Origin of the sequence: Aquitalea aquatica, from assembly GCF_013911085.1 — a bacterium.
Lineage (GTDB): Bacteria > Pseudomonadota > Gammaproteobacteria > Burkholderiales > Chromobacteriaceae > Aquitalea > Aquitalea aquatica.
Genome location: NZ_JACERN010000010.1, coordinates 63,478 through 79,488, shown reverse-complemented (window position 1 = coordinate 79,488; position 16,011 = coordinate 63,478). Strand labels below are relative to the sequence as shown.

General features: G+C 54.5%; 12 protein-coding genes. 3 read left to right on the top strand and 9 right to left on the bottom strand.

The window, feature by feature from the left end; genetic code table 11:
* Window positions 1-113 precede the first annotated feature (113 nt).
* From purH to purD, 3 genes are all read left to right on the top strand, one after another.
* On the top strand, window positions 114-1,691 hold the full coding sequence (gene purH, locus H2Z84_RS03185; protein WP_181834693.1) for a bifunctional phosphoribosylaminoimidazolecarboxamide formyltransferase/IMP cyclohydrolase: 1,578 nt from the start codon (window positions 114-116) through the stop codon (window positions 1,689-1,691).
* 75 nt (window positions 1,692-1,766) lie between these two features.
* Window positions 1,767-2,618: a hypothetical protein gene (locus tag H2Z84_RS03180; protein ID WP_181834692.1), complete on the top strand. Its 852-nt coding sequence runs from the start codon at window positions 1,767-1,769 to the stop codon at window positions 2,616-2,618.
* A gap of 78 nt (window positions 2,619-2,696) precedes the next feature.
* Window positions 2,697-3,974: a phosphoribosylamine--glycine ligase gene (gene purD / locus H2Z84_RS03175; RefSeq protein WP_181834691.1), complete on the top strand. Its 1,278-nt coding sequence runs from the start codon at window positions 2,697-2,699 to the stop codon at window positions 3,972-3,974.
* A gap of 329 nt (window positions 3,975-4,303) precedes the next feature.
* Here purD and H2Z84_RS03170 read toward each other — a convergent pair whose 3' ends face one another.
* The 9 genes from H2Z84_RS03170 to H2Z84_RS03130 form a co-directional block, all read right to left on the bottom strand.
* On the bottom strand, window positions 4,304-5,527 hold the full coding sequence (locus tag H2Z84_RS03170) for a capsule polysaccharide biogenesis protein (RefSeq protein ID WP_181834690.1): 1,224 nt from the start codon (window positions 5,525-5,527) through the stop codon (window positions 4,304-4,306).
* 341 nt (window positions 5,528-5,868) lie between these two features.
* Window positions 5,869-8,022, bottom strand: a complete 2,154-nt coding sequence (locus H2Z84_RS03165; RefSeq protein ID WP_181834689.1) for a capsule polysaccharide biogenesis protein — start codon at window positions 8,020-8,022, stop codon at window positions 5,869-5,871.
* On the bottom strand, window positions 8,019-8,624 hold the full coding sequence (locus H2Z84_RS03160; protein WP_181834688.1) for an acyltransferase: 606 nt from the start codon (window positions 8,622-8,624) through the stop codon (window positions 8,019-8,021). Before H2Z84_RS03160 ends, H2Z84_RS03165 begins: the two co-directional genes overlap by 4 nt.
* Entirely contained in the window at window positions 8,624-10,846 is a 2,223-nt protein-coding gene (locus H2Z84_RS03155; protein WP_181834687.1) for a capsular polysaccharide export protein, LipB/KpsS family, read from the bottom strand. Before H2Z84_RS03155 ends, H2Z84_RS03160 begins: the two co-directional genes overlap by 1 nt.
* 31 nt (window positions 10,847-10,877) lie before the next feature.
* A complete protein-coding gene (locus H2Z84_RS03150; RefSeq protein ID WP_181834686.1) occupies window positions 10,878-12,518 on the bottom strand; it encodes a polysaccharide biosynthesis/export family protein in 1,641 nt (546 codons plus the stop codon).
* An 11-nt stretch (window positions 12,519-12,529) separates the two neighbouring features.
* On the bottom strand, window positions 12,530-13,639 hold the full coding sequence (locus H2Z84_RS03145; RefSeq protein WP_181834685.1) for a KpsE/RkpR family capsule polysaccharide export protein: 1,110 nt from the start codon (window positions 13,637-13,639) through the stop codon (window positions 12,530-12,532).
* Window positions 13,632-14,294: an ABC transporter ATP-binding protein gene (locus H2Z84_RS03140; protein WP_181834684.1), complete on the bottom strand. Its 663-nt coding sequence runs from the start codon at window positions 14,292-14,294 to the stop codon at window positions 13,632-13,634. The genes H2Z84_RS03145 and H2Z84_RS03140 overlap by 8 nt, the downstream gene beginning before the upstream one ends.
* Window positions 14,291-15,064 carry an ABC transporter permease gene (locus tag H2Z84_RS03135; RefSeq protein ID WP_181834683.1) on the bottom strand — a complete coding sequence of 258 codons (774 nt, stop codon included), beginning with the start codon at window positions 15,062-15,064 and terminating at the stop codon, window positions 14,291-14,293. The genes H2Z84_RS03140 and H2Z84_RS03135 overlap by 4 nt, the downstream gene beginning before the upstream one ends.
* The gene (locus H2Z84_RS03130) at window positions 15,061-16,008 is read right to left on the bottom strand and encodes a KpsF/GutQ family sugar-phosphate isomerase (protein WP_181834682.1); all 948 of its coding nucleotides are present in this window, start codon (window positions 16,006-16,008) and stop codon (window positions 15,061-15,063) included. The genes H2Z84_RS03135 and H2Z84_RS03130 overlap by 4 nt, the downstream gene beginning before the upstream one ends.
* Between the last annotated feature and the right edge of the window lie 3 nt (window positions 16,009-16,011).

Sequence of the window (16,011 nt, the reverse complement as noted above, 5' to 3'; positions counted from 1 at the left end):
CGGTTTTTTTGTGCCTGCCTGCGGTGCAGGGCATACCGTACCAGACCTGATGCGGGCATCAGGTCCAAGCTTGACCAGTTTTTTTCATTCATTAGCCAAGGTGGTAGAGAAACATGACCAAAATCGAACGCGCGCTGATCAGCGTCTCCGACAAGACCGGTGTTCTGGAATTCGCACGGGAACTGGCCAAACTGGGCGTGCACATCCTGTCTACCGGCGGCACCGCCAAACTGCTGGCCGATAATGGCGTGCCGGTGACCGAAGTATCCGACTACACCGGTTTTCCGGAAATGCTGGATGGCCGCGTCAAGACCCTGCACCCCAAGGTGCACGGCGGCATCCTGGGGCGTCGCGACCTGCCGGAACACGTGGCCAAGATGGCCGAATACGATATCGGCAATATCGACCTGGTATGTGTAAACCTCTACCCGTTTGAAGCCACCATCGCCAACCCGGACTGTGTGCTGGAAGACGCCATCGAGAATATCGACATCGGCGGCCCGACCATGGTGCGCTCTGCCGCCAAGAACTGGGCCCATGTTGCCATCATCACCGATGCCGCCGACTACGCCGCGCTGACTGCCGAACTGCAAGCCAATGACGGCAAACTGGCCAAGACCACCCGCTTTGAACTGGCCAAGAAAGCCTTCACCCACACCGCTGCTTACGACGGTGCCATTTCCAACTACCTGACCAGCCTGGCCGATGGCGTGGTGAGCGGCAAGCCGGAACGCGTGGCCTTCCCGAACCGCCTGAACGCCCAGTTCGTCAAGGTGCAGGACATGCGTTACGGTGAAAACCCGCACCAGTCCGCCGCCTTCTACCGCGATCTGGATCCGGCTGCCGGCACCATCTCCGGCTACCGTCAGCTGCAAGGCAAGGAACTGTCCTACAACAATATCGCGGACGCCGACGCTGCCTGGGAAGCCGTCAAGACTTTCGACCAAACCGCCTGCGTCATCGTCAAGCATGCCAACCCCTGCGGCGTGGCCGTGGCGGGTGACACCCTGAGCGCCTATCGTCTGGCCTTCGCCACCGATACCACCAGCGCCTTTGGCGGCATCATCGCCTTCAACCGTCCGGTGGATGCCGAAACCGTGGAAGCGGTGACCGGCCAGTTCCTGGAAGTGCTGATCGCCCCGTCCTTCACCGAAGAAGCCAAGGCCATCATCGCCGCCAAGAAGAACGTGCGCGTGCTGGAAATTCCGCTGGAAGCCGGTGCCAACCGTTTCGAACTGAAGCGCGTGGGCGGCGGTGTGCTGGTACAGACCCCGGACATCCGCAATGTGGCGCTGGACGAACTGCGCGTGGTGACCAAGCGTCAACCGACCCCGCAAGAGCTGTCCGACCTGCTGTTCGCCTGGCGCGTGGCCAAGTTCGTCAAATCCAATGCCATCGTGTTCTGCAATAAGGGCCAGACCGTCGGTATCGGTGCCGGCCAGATGAGTCGCGTGGACTCCACCCGCATCGCCGCCCGCAAGGCACAGGATGCCGGTTTGAGCCTGCAAGGTGCCGTGGCCTCCAGCGATGCCTTCTTCCCCTTCCGCGACGGCATCGACGTGATTGCCGAGCAGGGCATCAAAGCCATCATCCAGCCGGGTGGCTCCATGCGTGACGAAGAAGTGTTCGCCGCAGCCGACGAGCATGGTATTGCCATGGTGCTGACCGGCGTACGTCATTTCCGCCACTAAGCGCGAACGGCCTCTCCACGCACAGGGCGGCGGGGAGGCCGCACACCTATTGCTTTGCCGCCAGCCGGAGAAGCCGTGACCAAGACCAACAGGACCATGCTGCTGATTGTGCTGATACTCGGCCTGGCCGCTGGAGTCTACTGGCTGGAACAGCCATCCACGCCGCCAGCAGCCCTGCCCGCTGTGACCAGTGCGCCTGACCTGAACCGTCTGGCCGAACAGGCCGTGGCGCTATACCGCAGCAGCCAGGACATGCAGGCCGGGCCAAAGCCGGGACAATGGAAGCTGGAAGCTAAGGCCAGCAATAGCGCAGGACCGTTTGTCGGTGTATTCGGCCCCTTGCAGCAGGCGCAGGATGGCCAGGGCCGCCAGCTGTTGCTGAGCACCTTTGTGGCAGATACGGCAGATTCGGCCGGCGAAGGCATGGACAGCTTTGCCGCCTCTGGCATCAGCCGCCTGCTGCTGTTTGTGCTGCAGAACGGCCAGTATGTGTTGCAGACGGAAAAACAGCTGGAAATGGGGACCAACGGCATGGCAGCCGCTGCCCGCGTGGTGCAGCTTGGCCCGCATGAATGGGGCTGGGTCCTGCAAAGCGGCTATGTGCAGCAAGGCTATACCGCCAGCACGGTGGAGTTTTTCCATGCCACGGCCAGCGACATCCGCAGCATGGGGCATTTGACTGAACAAGCCGACAACAAAGGCGTGTGCGGTGATGCCGCAGGCGCTGGCTGCCCAGCGGTGACGGAACTGCAGACACATTGGCGCTGGTTGCCGCAGGCAGCCACGCCAGGAGGTCGTTTCTACCCGCTGGACATACAGTGGCAGGGCATGATCGATGGCAAAAAAGTCAGCCAGCACAGCCAGCTGCTACCTGATGCCAACAGTGGAAACTACCCGTTTCCCCCCAGCTTGAATGTACAATTCTGACCGTAGTCCCACCATGGCTGCGGCACAATGCCGGCGACGGCAACAAGCCTGTCGCCCAACGATGAAGGATCTCGCAAGATGAAAGTGTTGGTAATCGGCTCTGGTGGCCGCGAACACGCGCTGGCCTGGCGTATCGCCAAGTCCAGCCGCGTCTCCAAGGTGTTTGTGGCACCGGGCAATGCCGGCACCGCGCTCGACCCCAATCTCACCAATATTGCGCTGGCCAGCAACGAAGAACTGGTTGCCTTTGCCCGCAGCGAAGACATCCAGCTGACCGTGGTCGGCCCGGAAGCCCCGCTGGCTGCCGGTGTGGTGGACGCCTTCCGTGCTGCCGGTCTGAAAATCTTCGGCCCCACCCAGTATTGTGCCCAGCTGGAAAGCTCCAAGGACTTTGCCAAGGCCTTCATGCAGCGCCATGGCATCCCCACCGCGGGTTATCAGACTTTCAGCGACGCGGCACAAGCGCATGCCTATGTCGATGCCAAGGGCGCGCCCATTGTGATCAAGGCCGATGGCCTGGCCGCTGGCAAGGGCGTGGTGGTGGCGCTGACGCTGGACGAAGCGCATGCCGCCATCGACGACATGCTGGTGGGCAACAAGATGGGCAGCGCCGGTGCACGCGTGGTGATCGAAGACTTCCTGCAGGGCGAAGAAGCCAGCTTCATCGTCATGGTGGATGGCGATCACGTGCTGCCGATGGCCACCAGCCAGGATCACAAGCGCCTGCTGGACGACGACCTCGGCCCCAATACCGGCGGCATGGGCGCGTATAGCCCGGCACCGGTGGTCACCCCGCAGGTGCACAACCGCGTGATGCGCGAAATCATCCTGCCGACGGTGCAAGGCATGAAAAAGGACGGCCACAATTATACCGGCTTCCTGTATGCCGGGCTGATGATAGACAAGGACGGCAACCCGTTTACCATCGAATTCAACTGCCGCTTTGGCGACCCGGAAACCCAGCCCATCATGGCTCGGCTGAAGTCCGACTTCACCGTGCTCCTGGAGGCCGGCGTCAACGGCAAGCTCGATCAGGTCGAAGCCGAATGGGACCGCCGTGTGGCGCTGGGTGTGGTACTGGCGGCTGCCGGCTACCCCGAAGCACCGCGCAAGGGCGATGTCATCAGCGGCTTGCCGGCCGAAACCGCCGACAGCATGGTGTTCCATGCCGGTACCACCTTTAACGACAGCAAGCAGGTAGTCAGCCATGGCGGCCGCGTGCTGTGTGCGGTGGGCCTGGGGGACAGCGTCAAGATGGCACAGGCCAAGGCCTACACCGTGGCCGATGCCATCCATTTCGATGGTTGCCAGCTGCGTCGTGACATTGGCAGCAAGGCCATCAACCGGCCCAAATAAGCGCAACTCATCCGCGCCATCCAGTGAACGGCATCCGCAAGGCTGCCGTTTTTTTTTGCGACTTTTTTATAGGAGACAGCCATCTCTTGACAGGATATTCACCGGCCCGGGGCTATATTTTTTTCATCGAAGCCGCCTGTGTCCAGGAGAAAAAAATGTTCTGTCAGCACCATGCAAACGCCACATCCCCGGAGCCCGACAGTTGGGGCCATGCCCTGCTACGTTTCATTCGACACGAGCGCCGCTGCTGGCGGCGTGTCGGCTACTGGCTGGCCCGGTCCCGCTGCGAAACCCCCACCATGCGCTGCGAGGCCTGGCATGCACAGGTTTCAGGTCGGCCACAGCAACTGGCAGGCCAGCACCATCAGCATGGTCAGAATGAACCTGATTCGATGACGCGCTGAAGCTGAGGCCGAGCCCGCCTGGTGCATCATCCAGTGGTTGTTACCATAAAAAGCACCATTCAGCTGGGTATGATGCAGCAATGACAGGCGTAGCTGCTGATAGCGTTGCGGGTCAGGCACTGGTATGCACCGCCAGAATTCAGCCAACTGGCACTGCGCAGTCAGCCCAGGCATGTCATACAGCGCGCTACCCAGCGTGATGACTGGTTTACCGTGATGCAGAGCGGACAGCCCGACCGTACTGTTGATGGTAATCACCCCTCGACTGGCCTTGAGCAATGAGGGTAGATGGGCATCGTGCAGGTAATGTACACGCTGGTCGACACCCAGCTGTAGCGCGATCTGGCGTATCTGCTGCCGATACTGCCGGTGCCCCCGGTCCATCGGGTGGTGCTTCAGCAGCAGGTGCTGATCATGCGCTGCATGGTGAGCAAAGGAGGTGATGACCTCGGTAATGAATTCCCGCACATCGCCGTAGCTGCTGTGATGCCGCACCTGGCTATCATTGAATACTTGCAGGGCTACCAGAAAGAATCGATTCTGCCGCAGACCCAGCATATCGCGCCGCAGTCGGTATTCCGTAAGGGTGTAGAGCATTTTGCGCAGGCCGGAGCGTATCCATCGCCAGGCTTCCGGTAAGGGCTGGAGCGATTTGTGGTGCACATAATGTGGATAGCGCCAGTGCAACAGCCAGCAGGCACAGTAATACGCCATCGCCGACATGGCCATGCGTGGATAAGACGCGTTAACCGGTTTGGCTGGAAGATGTTCGCCCAGCGCTGGAGGTGGAAGCGAAGCGAAATACCCGGCTAGCGATGAGCGGGCATTGACACCGTCTTGTTCCAGTGTGATGTAATCCGGGCGCAGGTAGCCTTCTTCAAATACAAAGAATGCCATATTGCACTGTTGAGCAATTGCCGCTGCGACCTGGTGATATTGGCGACAGTCACCGAAGCAGACGATGGCCTCAATGTCCCATTCGGCCAGATAGAGGGGTAACCAGATGGCAAACTCTTCTGCTTTGCCACGGAAATGTTCCGCCTGTCGGCTGCGATAAAACAGCCAGTCACCGCCATTAAACAGCACGCGGTAAACCATATGCTTGCGTTGCTGTAGCCAGTGGCCAAACTGGTAAAAGAAAAAGCCCATGGGTCCTTGCAGCAATAATATGCGCTTGTGGCTGAGCAGGACTTGTAGTGCAGGTGCTGTTGTTACTGCTGCGGGTGTGGGGGAAAAAGGCCCCCATACCGAACTGGTGTCGTTAGGCGGTGTGATCGGGCTGGGTGGAGATAAATCATTGGGCGACAAACGCGACTCCTGCACTGTTTCGGATACCTTGTCCGGAGGCTTGTGTCTTGGCACCTCAGGCAGCTATAAGTACAACCGAAAATGCAGAGCGAATCTGTTACCAGATACTGGTTGCCGAGCGGGAAAACTCCTAGATATGCGACTGATATTCATCAGTTAGATGCTGGATATGCCGGCCGTGGTCAGCGCCTGATACAGCGCCATAGCATGCGCAGTTTGCCCAGTTGTTTGGAAAGCGAATGGCCATGCAGGCGGGTCGTGGTTTTGTCGGCCTTTTGGCAGGCAAGCAGAGTGGCGGCCTGGCTGGCTGAGATGGCATTACCACTGATGGGATCGATATAACAGGGATAGAGCAACAGGCTGGCTGCAATCAATTCTTTCAGTATCAGGCGTCTGGAGCGACGTTCCCAGGCTGGATGAGTCGCGCCACTTGCCAGTGGAGCATGGGCGAACACATCCTCAGTCAGACCCCACCCGGCATAAAAGGGCAGACCGTAGCACACCACGTGCTTACCACGCAGCAATGCTTCAAAACCAGTGAGTGAGGTCATGGTGTGTACTTCGTCCACCTGCTGTAAACAGAGATGTATATCGCATTGTGTCGTGACCATGTCAGCCAAGCCGTCACTGTCTTTAGCCGCGATGCTGCCAATGCGATTGCCACTGACTACATCGGGATGCGGTTTGTAAACGATGAAGGCTGCTGGACGTGCCCGCCGTACCGCCTTGAGTAGATCAAGGTTAGTCTTTATCCATGGCGAACCGGTACAAATTGAGGCATCGTCCTCTACCTGTCCTACAACCAGCACCACGGCCGTTGGCCTGGGTTGAGGCAACGGCAAGGCACCCTGACCGATATTGTATTTACCAAGTCCGGTGCGGATGAGTTGCGCATGTAGTGCCTCTGCCTCTACCAGATCCATGTCTTCAAACTGCTTCGTAGCCAGTAGTGTTTCCAGGCGAGAAGGCTGGCGGGGGTCGAAATATATGCCTTCATCATCTAGAACTAGCGACAAGGGTTGAGTCAGGTTTGAACCTAAACCCACCGAACGAATGAACCCATCTTCTATCCGTAACAGAGGCCAACCGCGCTCGTGCGCCAGATGCAGAAGGTCAGCCTGACCGCTGCCCCATGTGGCGATCTTGCGCATTGGCTGCACGGGTAAACGCTCAAGCGCTTTGGCCGATCGGACAAAACGCACGGTGCAGGAGGGCTGCCGTAGGAAGGGGCTGAGCACTGCCCGCTTCCACCAGCTCATGCCGATACAGACCAATTCCCCGCGTAGGCGATCATTGATTACCTTTTGGCGCTGCAGATGATGGATGACATCGAATAGCGTGCCTATGTCGCCCGTGCTTGGATTCACATAGCGGCAATACTGCAGATAGGCAGCAGCAAACAATTGCGGTAGCGTTGCGGTCCCCCGCCGCACTGCCAGGCTGGTAGCCAAAGGGTGGCGATCATCGCTCAGACCCCAGCCGGCGTACCAAGGTTGGCCGAAGGTAATGACTGGTTTTCCACACAGCAGGGCTTCAAAGCCCAATTGGGAACAGACGGTGTAAACCTGTGACACATGTGGCAGTAGCGTGAGTGGGTTGGCGTCAACACCAAGCAACTGCACGCGCTCCTCCATTCCGACTAGCCGGGTAAGATAGCCCTGCTTCTTGCCGCACAATACATCTGGATGTGTTTTTACCCAGATCTGCTTGGTCGGGTTTTCTTGCACGGCGGCACGCAACATCTGTCGGAAAGTGTCGGCATCCGCATTGCCGTAACGTACAGACATATCCCCTACTGTCTGGTCGACCACCAGTACCGCATCGTGTTGCCAGCCCGCAGGTGGCACGAAGTCCGGCGCATGGTTGTATTTGGACAAGCGGTAAGCCATTAACAAGTCTATGCCACGGCCGGCATCATCTAGCAGAGCTTGTGCTACCACTTGTCGTGCCGGCTCGGCAGTGCTCTCGCCGTCGGCGATCAATTGCCTGATCAGAACCTCCAGTCGTGACGGTTGGCTGGCGTCATAGTAAATACCAAGATCATCCACCACGATGGACAAGGGGGGGTGGCCCTGTACCCCCAATCCCAGTGAGCGGATGAAACCGTCTTCCAGTGCAAGATAGAGCCCGCCATGGCAATGGGCATGTTGGCGTAGTGGCTTGGTTGCTGGCTTATACCCCCAGCCTGCCCAGATGCGATATGTCTGGTTGTAGTTGCTACCCAGAGGGTGCCAATGACAAGGGCTTTGCAGCAGTATTTCCAACCCAGGCAAGTTGAATAGCTGTCGTGAGTGGATGGCGATATCGTCACCGCAGCGATATGTGTTTTGGCTCATCCCAGCAAGCGTCTGTCCCAGTTGATGCCTTGCCGGATAGAGCGGGCAGGAATGCCGGCTATAATCTGGCCACCGTCGGGGAAACTATTACATACCAGAGAGTGAATCCCCACAACGCAGTCGCTTCCTATATGGCTACCTTTAAGTATGGTGCAGTGTGCACCAATCCAGACATGGTTTTCCACACGGATATCAGCTGCAGGATTAATCCGCTTTCCATCGCTGGATTGAAAAATGGCATGTGAGTCGGTTGAACGTATTTCAATCCCCCAGGACAGCATACAGTCTGTTCCAATGAAAATGCTGCTTCCTTCACCACAAATCAAATTGGCACCGCCCATTGTGCAATTATTTCCGATACTTATTTGATTTTTGTCAGTTACTTTCATAATAAAACGACCTTTTATTCGACATGAATTCCCAATGGACAATATATTCCCGCTGCTTTCGATTTGAATGGTTAGTCCATTTAACTCACATCCATGGCCAATAACTATTTTGTTATTATTTCCTTTGGTTTGAATGCTCAGATTTGGCTGGTCGTCTATATCTGTTTTGCTGTGAATCTCATTGCCAGATCCAAAGATTGAAATGTTTGCCATCAGAGTATTTTCCCCAGCAAATTAAGCAGCCGATAGCGAGAGTCTAAGAAAAATGATCTGGGATCGTCGCGCAATTTTTTTATTTTTCGATCGCGAGTGGATGGGTGAAGTTTTGTTATTGCTTTTTCGATTTCTTGTTCAGATTTATTTGGTTGAGTATTAGTGATTGTCTTTTCCGTTGCAATAGGCTGTGGGTGCGAGATGGGTGACTTTTGAACACGGTAGCGATCAAATAAAATTGAATTTTGTGAAACGGGTTTTTCTTGTTGATAATAATTCATACCAACTTGACCTGGTACTCTTATTTGATAAAAATCAATGGACGTTGTAATGGTCATACGGCCAGTTCCTTCCCATGGTATTTCACGCGTTTGGAAATGACCAAATGAGTAGTAGTCCATGATCAGATATTTCAAAAACCGTAAAGTAGTTTCCTGATGTGGTTGGAAATTTTTCAATCCATTTTCAACATCATTGATTGTTGTGACCTGATGGGTTAGTAGTGGAGAACCATAAAATGCCTCGCCTGCTAATAGAACAGGTTTCCCATACATCATGGCTAGTATCCCAACCCCCGAGTTGATGAGAAGGACTGCTGAGCTGATGGAAAGCAGATCTTTGATGTTGATATTGTTAGCAAAAATTGCACCGGGCAGATCAGGGGTTTCATCTTCTAAAGGGTGTTTTTTTATAACAAATACATACTCGTCGTGGAGTCGAGGTATTGCGTCCCTGACGAGGTCAATAAAATGGTCATATCCGCCTATTTTTTTACAAAAGTGGATAATTACTGTATCGCTTGGCCTTTGTAGTGGGACGAAGATGACTTTTTTATGTCGCGGTAACGTTAATTTTTTTCTTGTTGCTTCTATGCCTAGCAGTGCAGGTTGTTTTTCCAATGATTCATTTAATATTTTATCTTCGATAATATAATCGCGAATATAATTCTGTTCATGCTCTGAAATAGGTATGTTCCAAATTTTCTCTTTGAATTTTGTGCTGTCCGCATTGAAGCCGGTATCGTCAAAAAACACCGAATTACGCAATGCGCCTCGCTCTGCAATCAGAAATTCAGTCTTGTTTTTTTTAACAGATTCAAATAGTGATTGGCGATGATCATTTGCATAAGGGTTGTGAAAAAGTACCCGAGTTATATTGTGTTTTTTAATATATGCGATCAATGTTTCTGAAGTGAATTTTTTTTCATCTTCACAGGATATTTTTCCAAGAAAAGGAGCCGTCTTTCTATTGTAGATGAAAGGATTTGTTAGGGAGAAGCATAGTGTATTTCCCTTGTCTAGTGCCGCAAGAGGTGGTGGTTCTTCTCCTCGTGAGCTGAATCGTTTTACTTTTTCTTCAAATAATTGTTTGTTTATGGTTTTTCTTTTCATGTAGCCAGAATGATTATCAATAGCATGCCAGGCGTGAAATAGAACAATTCCTTTTTGGAAGGTAATGTCTCCAAAAAGCCTATAAATGCTTTTCCAGCCCTGATAGCGGTTAATGTGGCGGAATGATTGATTGTCAGTTAGGAAATTTTCTGGCAAAGGGAAGTAGCGCGATGCACGAATGCAGCGTGTGTTGAATTCAATATCTTCATAACCCCACTCAATGAAGTCTTCATCATATCCTCCTCGTGATAGATAGTAATTACGGTTGAATACGGTGACGGATGTTCCTGTAGAGAATTTTTCTATGTAGTTGGTGTTTTCATTAAGCAAATGCTGGATGAATAAATTTTTACGCAAATGAGCGGGAGTCGTATGATAAAGAGCGGTAGCGGGCTGTGTGAGATAGATGACTCCAAACATCAAGAAAAGTGATGCATTATCGTTTAGGTTTTGTATTTGTATTTCATTGAGTACGTCATGATAAAACCCATCGTAAGGCATCAAATCAACATCTTGAAACATGATGAACTGTGCTGGAACAGCACTAACTCCAATATTGCGTGCCCTGCTCATACAAACTGGCTCAAACTCACTTTCAATATGTAGATAATTATATCCGTGAATTTTGCATATTTTTTCCAACTCTTTGCTGATGTGAGTTGGCGAACCATCATCGGCGATGGTGAAATGAACCGAGTCTGGGCGCTGTGTATCCATAAGTGGATAGTTTAAGCGTTCTAGCAGGTCTGGACGTTTGTCAGTCCATCTAAATGGAATAATTACTTCAAGTATTGTTGGTGCGTGATTTGTGCTGAGTTTAAAAGATTTCATATTTTATTTTCGATAAAATTAAGATAAATATTTAAAATGAAAAAATTACTTTAGCTGATACCGCAATTTGATACAAAATCTGAGTGATTCCGCGCGTAATTTCAATGTTTTTTGCTTCTATTTTGGGTAATACCATTATTTCATCGCCGGCAAGAATGGGTGGGTTTCGTTCTGTAATGACGGCACCGTTTTGCCGAATAATGACAATGCGAGAATCGTCTGGCTCTTGCATGAAGCCACCTGCACGTTTGATATAGTCAGTTGCGCCTAGATTGCGTTGCCAACTCAGTGCATTGGGAAACAGCACCTCGCCGTGTACCTGTACCACACTGCTTTTTTCCGGGATGCGAATGATGTCGCCATCTTCCAAGAGGGTGCTGCTCAGATTTTCTTCATTCAGAATCACCTGCCCCTTGGGGGTGACCTTGCGTGCCTGTTCGACGAATTTGCTGATTAGTTCGGCTTCCTTGCTGCGTAGGTCGGCTTCTTCCTTGGTTGCCGAGCGGGCTGAAAGTGCACTTTCCTGTAGTTTATTGAGTGCTACCTCCAGCATTTCCTTTTGTCGTTGAGCGACGGACTGGCGAAACAGTTGTAGCGCACTGGTTTGTGACATGCGGTTGCCGCGCAGTTGGACAAGGATGTCGGCCATACTGGCACCATAGGGAAGAACGATGGCATGTTCGCCGGAGTGGGCTCCTTCCACACGGATCTGGATGGTGCCGGCATAGCGGTCGGCGGTGACGGTTAGTTGGTCGCCGTCTTCCAGTTGCAGCCCCTCTATGGCAGCCAGTGCGTGGTATTCGCTGCGGCGTGCGCTGCCCTGGCCACGCACAATGCTGACGTGGGTGGCACCAGGTTTTGCCCTGGCCATGGCCAGAGCCTGCTGCAGCGTGATGCTGGGATGGGGAAATTCGAAGTCATAGGCGTTGTACACCTCGCCGCGCATGGAGAAGGTATGCTGGCGCGGTCCGACAACGATCACGTCGCCATCAGCAAACTGGGTGACATCCAGCTGTCCGTTCAGCAGGAAACGGTAGAGATCGATCTGCAGTCGCAATTGCCCGGCGCGCAAGATGCGAATATCCACATAACTGCCTCTGGCACTGTCCACGCCTCCGGCCTTGTCCAGATAGCTGAGTGGGCTGTCGGCCGCCAGGCCGCCATAGAGACCAGGTTGTTTGACGTAGCCTGTAACGAAGACCTTGACCGGCTGGGCCGTATCCAGACTGGCGTACATGCGGACATTGGATTTGTACACTTTGCCGAGTTGTTGGTTGATATGTGAGTTCAGTTCGGCATTGCGTACGCCAGCCACTGCGACTGGGCCGACATTGGGGATGAAAATATTGCCTTGCGGATCGACTGGCAATTGGCCTTCGTAGGGAAATGCTCCCCACAGGCGCAGATTGATGCGGTCACCCAGGCTGATCCGGTAGTCTGGATTGAAGCCGCTGCTTTGTATCTGGCTAAAATGACCGTCGAATAATTGCGCTCCAAACATGTTGGAAGTTGTTTTTCCCGGATAAGCCACGGCGGCTTGAGCAGTCACAGCGTTTTCAACACCGGTCGCGGCCAAGGCTGCTGCTCCAGAGGCCAGCCATGCCAGACCGAGCAGTAGCGCGAGGCTTGTGGGCAGCGCAGTAGTCCGTGCGTGTTGGGATGAGATGCGCATGAGTGTGTTGCCTAGGTGTAATGGTCTTCAATGATGGCGCTGGCCAGTTTTAGAGTGCCGCATAGCAGGAGCAGTACGACTGCTGCGCTAATCAGCCACCACCCGCGCTGCGGGTATTCGGCCTCTTCTGCGAGGCTGGGCGCGGCAATAACCGCTAGGCTTTTGATGTTGCGGCCACTATCGACCCGGGCTTTTTCCAGACTGTTTAGTGCTAGTTTGTAGAGATCGGCGGCAAAGTCGAGCCGTCCTTTGAGTTCGGCATATTCGGCAGCAGTGCGGTTGAGGCGATCGCCGGAGGGGGCGCTGAGCTTGGCCTTTTCCTTTTCGATTTGCTGTTTCAATGCCCCCAGGGTATGTCGTGCGGCTTCGATCTGGGGAGCATCTGCCTGAAGGTAGCGTTGCAGATTGTCTAGTTCTGCTTCTTGTTGTGCCTGGCGGGTTTCCATTTCGGCGATCATGCGGCTGGCTGCCAGGCCTTGCTCTACAGGGTTGATGACCCGGTGCTGGTTCTGAAAGCGCAGCAGTCGCTCGCGCGCCTGGCTTAGCGCTAAATAGGCATGATCGGTTTCCTGGCGGGCGAACTGCATTTCTTCCCGTGCAATCTTGTGAGAAAGCTCGTTGAGAAAGCGCCCGCTCTCCTTGAGTAAGATCTGGTTCAGGCGCTGGGCGGCGTCAGGTGTGAACCCTTCGCTACGCACGACCAGCATGCCGGTCTTGTCGTCGAAACGCAGGCTGAGCCGATGGCGGTAGTAGTCCAGCAGTTGTTCCCTACTGGCATCGGCGGGCAGTTGGTAAAACCAGTCCATCCCGGCGGCGCCAAAGGCATGGTGCAGGTTGAACTGGCGGTGGACCAGATACAGCATGTCCGGTGATAGCAGATACTCTTGCAGCAGCATGGCATCGTCGCGCAGGGCGCTATTGCCATTGCCGATGAGGCTGCCCAGCGTCAGTTCTGCATTGCCGGTCTGGCCTGCTTGTTTGACCACGATGCGGGATTCGCTGACATAGCGTGGCTGCGCTAGCAGCAGATACACTCCGAGCAATGCCAGCGGCAGGACGACGAGCCAAAGCGTCAGGGATTTGCCGCGCAAGTGCAGCAGCAGCGCCGGAGTGTCAGACATGGTTCTCTGCCCGGTATTGTGCGATGCCGAGGTCAATATCATCGAAGTAGCGCAGGCCCTGGCTATCTAGCAGCAGGGCGACATCACAGAACTGGCGTAGTTGCTGGATATTGTGCGAGACAAAAATGAATTGGCTGTGCTGGCGGCGCTGTTGGATCAGTGCGGCGCTTTTCTGTCGAAAGACGGCGTCGCCCACCGAGGTGATTTCATCCAGCAGGTAGTAGTCAAAATCGAAAGCCATGGACAGTCCGAAGCCCAGACGTGAGCGCATACCCGAGGAATAGCTTTTGAGTGGCATATCGAAGTAGCGCCCCAATTCGGCAAACTCTTCTACAAAACCTACCTTGGCAGCCAATTCATGCGGCTTTGCATACAGCCGCGCTACGAACTTGACGTTTTCACGGCCGCTCATGCTCCCTTGGAAACCAGTGGATAAGCCGACTGGCCAGGAAATGGTTTTGTCGCTGTGAATGCGGCCACAATCTGGTCGATCCATGCCGCCGATCAGCCGCAGCAGCGTGGATTTGCCGGCACCGTTGCGGCCGAGCAGGGCGATGCTTTTACCGGAAGGAATTTCCAGGTTGACCTGTCGGAACAGATAATGCCGTCCGGCAGGTGTCTTGTACGATTTGCAAAGGTTCTCGAAACGGATCATGAACGCCGCAGGGCATTGGCCCGGCCCTTGTATAACAGCAGGCTGAAAAACAGCAGACCCAGAGTCCACAGCAGCAGATAGCTGCCATGGACATGGCCTGCCGGATAGGATGCCACCAGAGCGTGGCGGATCAGCTCGAGCGCGTGTGCTAGGGGATTCCACAACAAATAGGCCTGATATGGTGCAGGGACCAGTGCCAGGGGGAACATCACTCCGCTGAGGAAATACAGTGGCTTGAGCAGTAGCGGAATGAGCTTTTCACTCTCTGGGTAAGCATGGCCGAGTAGCATGAACAGCAGGCCGAGGCTGAAACTGAAGAGCAATAACAATATCCAGTAGCCGCATAGTGTAGGGAGCTGATCCAGTGCAATGGTCTGTCCGGTGAGTGCCAAGCCCAGCAGCAGCAGCACGAAGACTACGGTGCCGATGACCCCCTCCAGCAGGGTGCGTGCCAATATCAGATCGATGGCTTGCACCGGGCGGTAGCTGAGCAGGCCCTGATTGGCATCAAGTGCGTTGAGGGAGCGGGAGACAATCTGGTTGAACATCAGAAATGGCAGTACTCCGCACAGCAGAAAAAGCGGAAACGGAATGGACGGAATACTGCGGTGCATGATGTAGCCAAACAGCAGTAGCAAGATGCTGATATGGGCCAGTGGCTCCAGTAGGCACCACAGATAGCCCAGCCGGTATTTGCCGAAGCGGGTTTTCATTTCGCGCAGAAACAAAGCCAGTACGGTACGGCGGATCAGATCCAGTTGTGGTTTCATGCGCACAGGTCAAGCAGCCTGATAACCCCGGTCGCCATGTGCTGAGGGTTGATTGCCACCAGTGCGGTCACCTGATGGCGCGCCATCTTCTCCTGTGCTGCGCTTAATGGTGCATCCTGCGGGATGGTGAGTGGAGCGGGCGTCATTAACTGATGTGCCTGCAACTGGCCGAGTGCCTCATGCTGTTCCATGGCACGGCGCAGATCGCCATCGGTAATGATGCCAAGCGTCTCTTGTGTCTCGCCCACGACCAGGGTCAATCCCAACTGGCCGTGAGTCATGACGTTGACGATGGTGCGGAAAGGGGCCGACAGTGAACAGCAGGGAGGGTGTCGATGCATCACGTCGCCGACCCGGGTCAATAGTTTTTTCCCCAGCGATCCTCCGGGATGCCGTCGGGCAAAGTCTTCTGGCTGAAATGCCCGCTTTGTCATCAGTGCCATGGCGAGGGCATCGCCCATCACCAGCATCATGGTGGTCGAGGTGGTGGGGGCCAGATTATTCGGGCAGCACTCGCGGGGAACATCGACATGCAGCGTCAGATCGGCGACGGTGGCCAGTGTCGATACAGCCACCGCAGTGATGGCGATCACCGGTGCGCCTAGTTGTTGCAAGTGTGGGAGTAGTCGCCGGATTTCTTCAGTTTCACCGCTGTAGGACAGCAATAGCACACTGTCCTGTGCGGTAATCATGCCCAGATCGCCATGAAAGGCTTCTGCCGGGTGAACAAAAAAGCTGGGACTGCCAGTAGAGGCCAGGGTGGCGGCAATCTTGCGACCGATGATGCCCGATTTCCCCATACCACAGACCACCAGCTTGCCTTGTGTATCAGCAATCAATTGGACCGCCTGCTCGAAATCCCCTGACAGACTCTCGGCCTGTTTGAGTAGGGCATGTCCCTGCTGCAAGAATACATTCGCACCGATTTGCACGCTGTCGGGCATGAG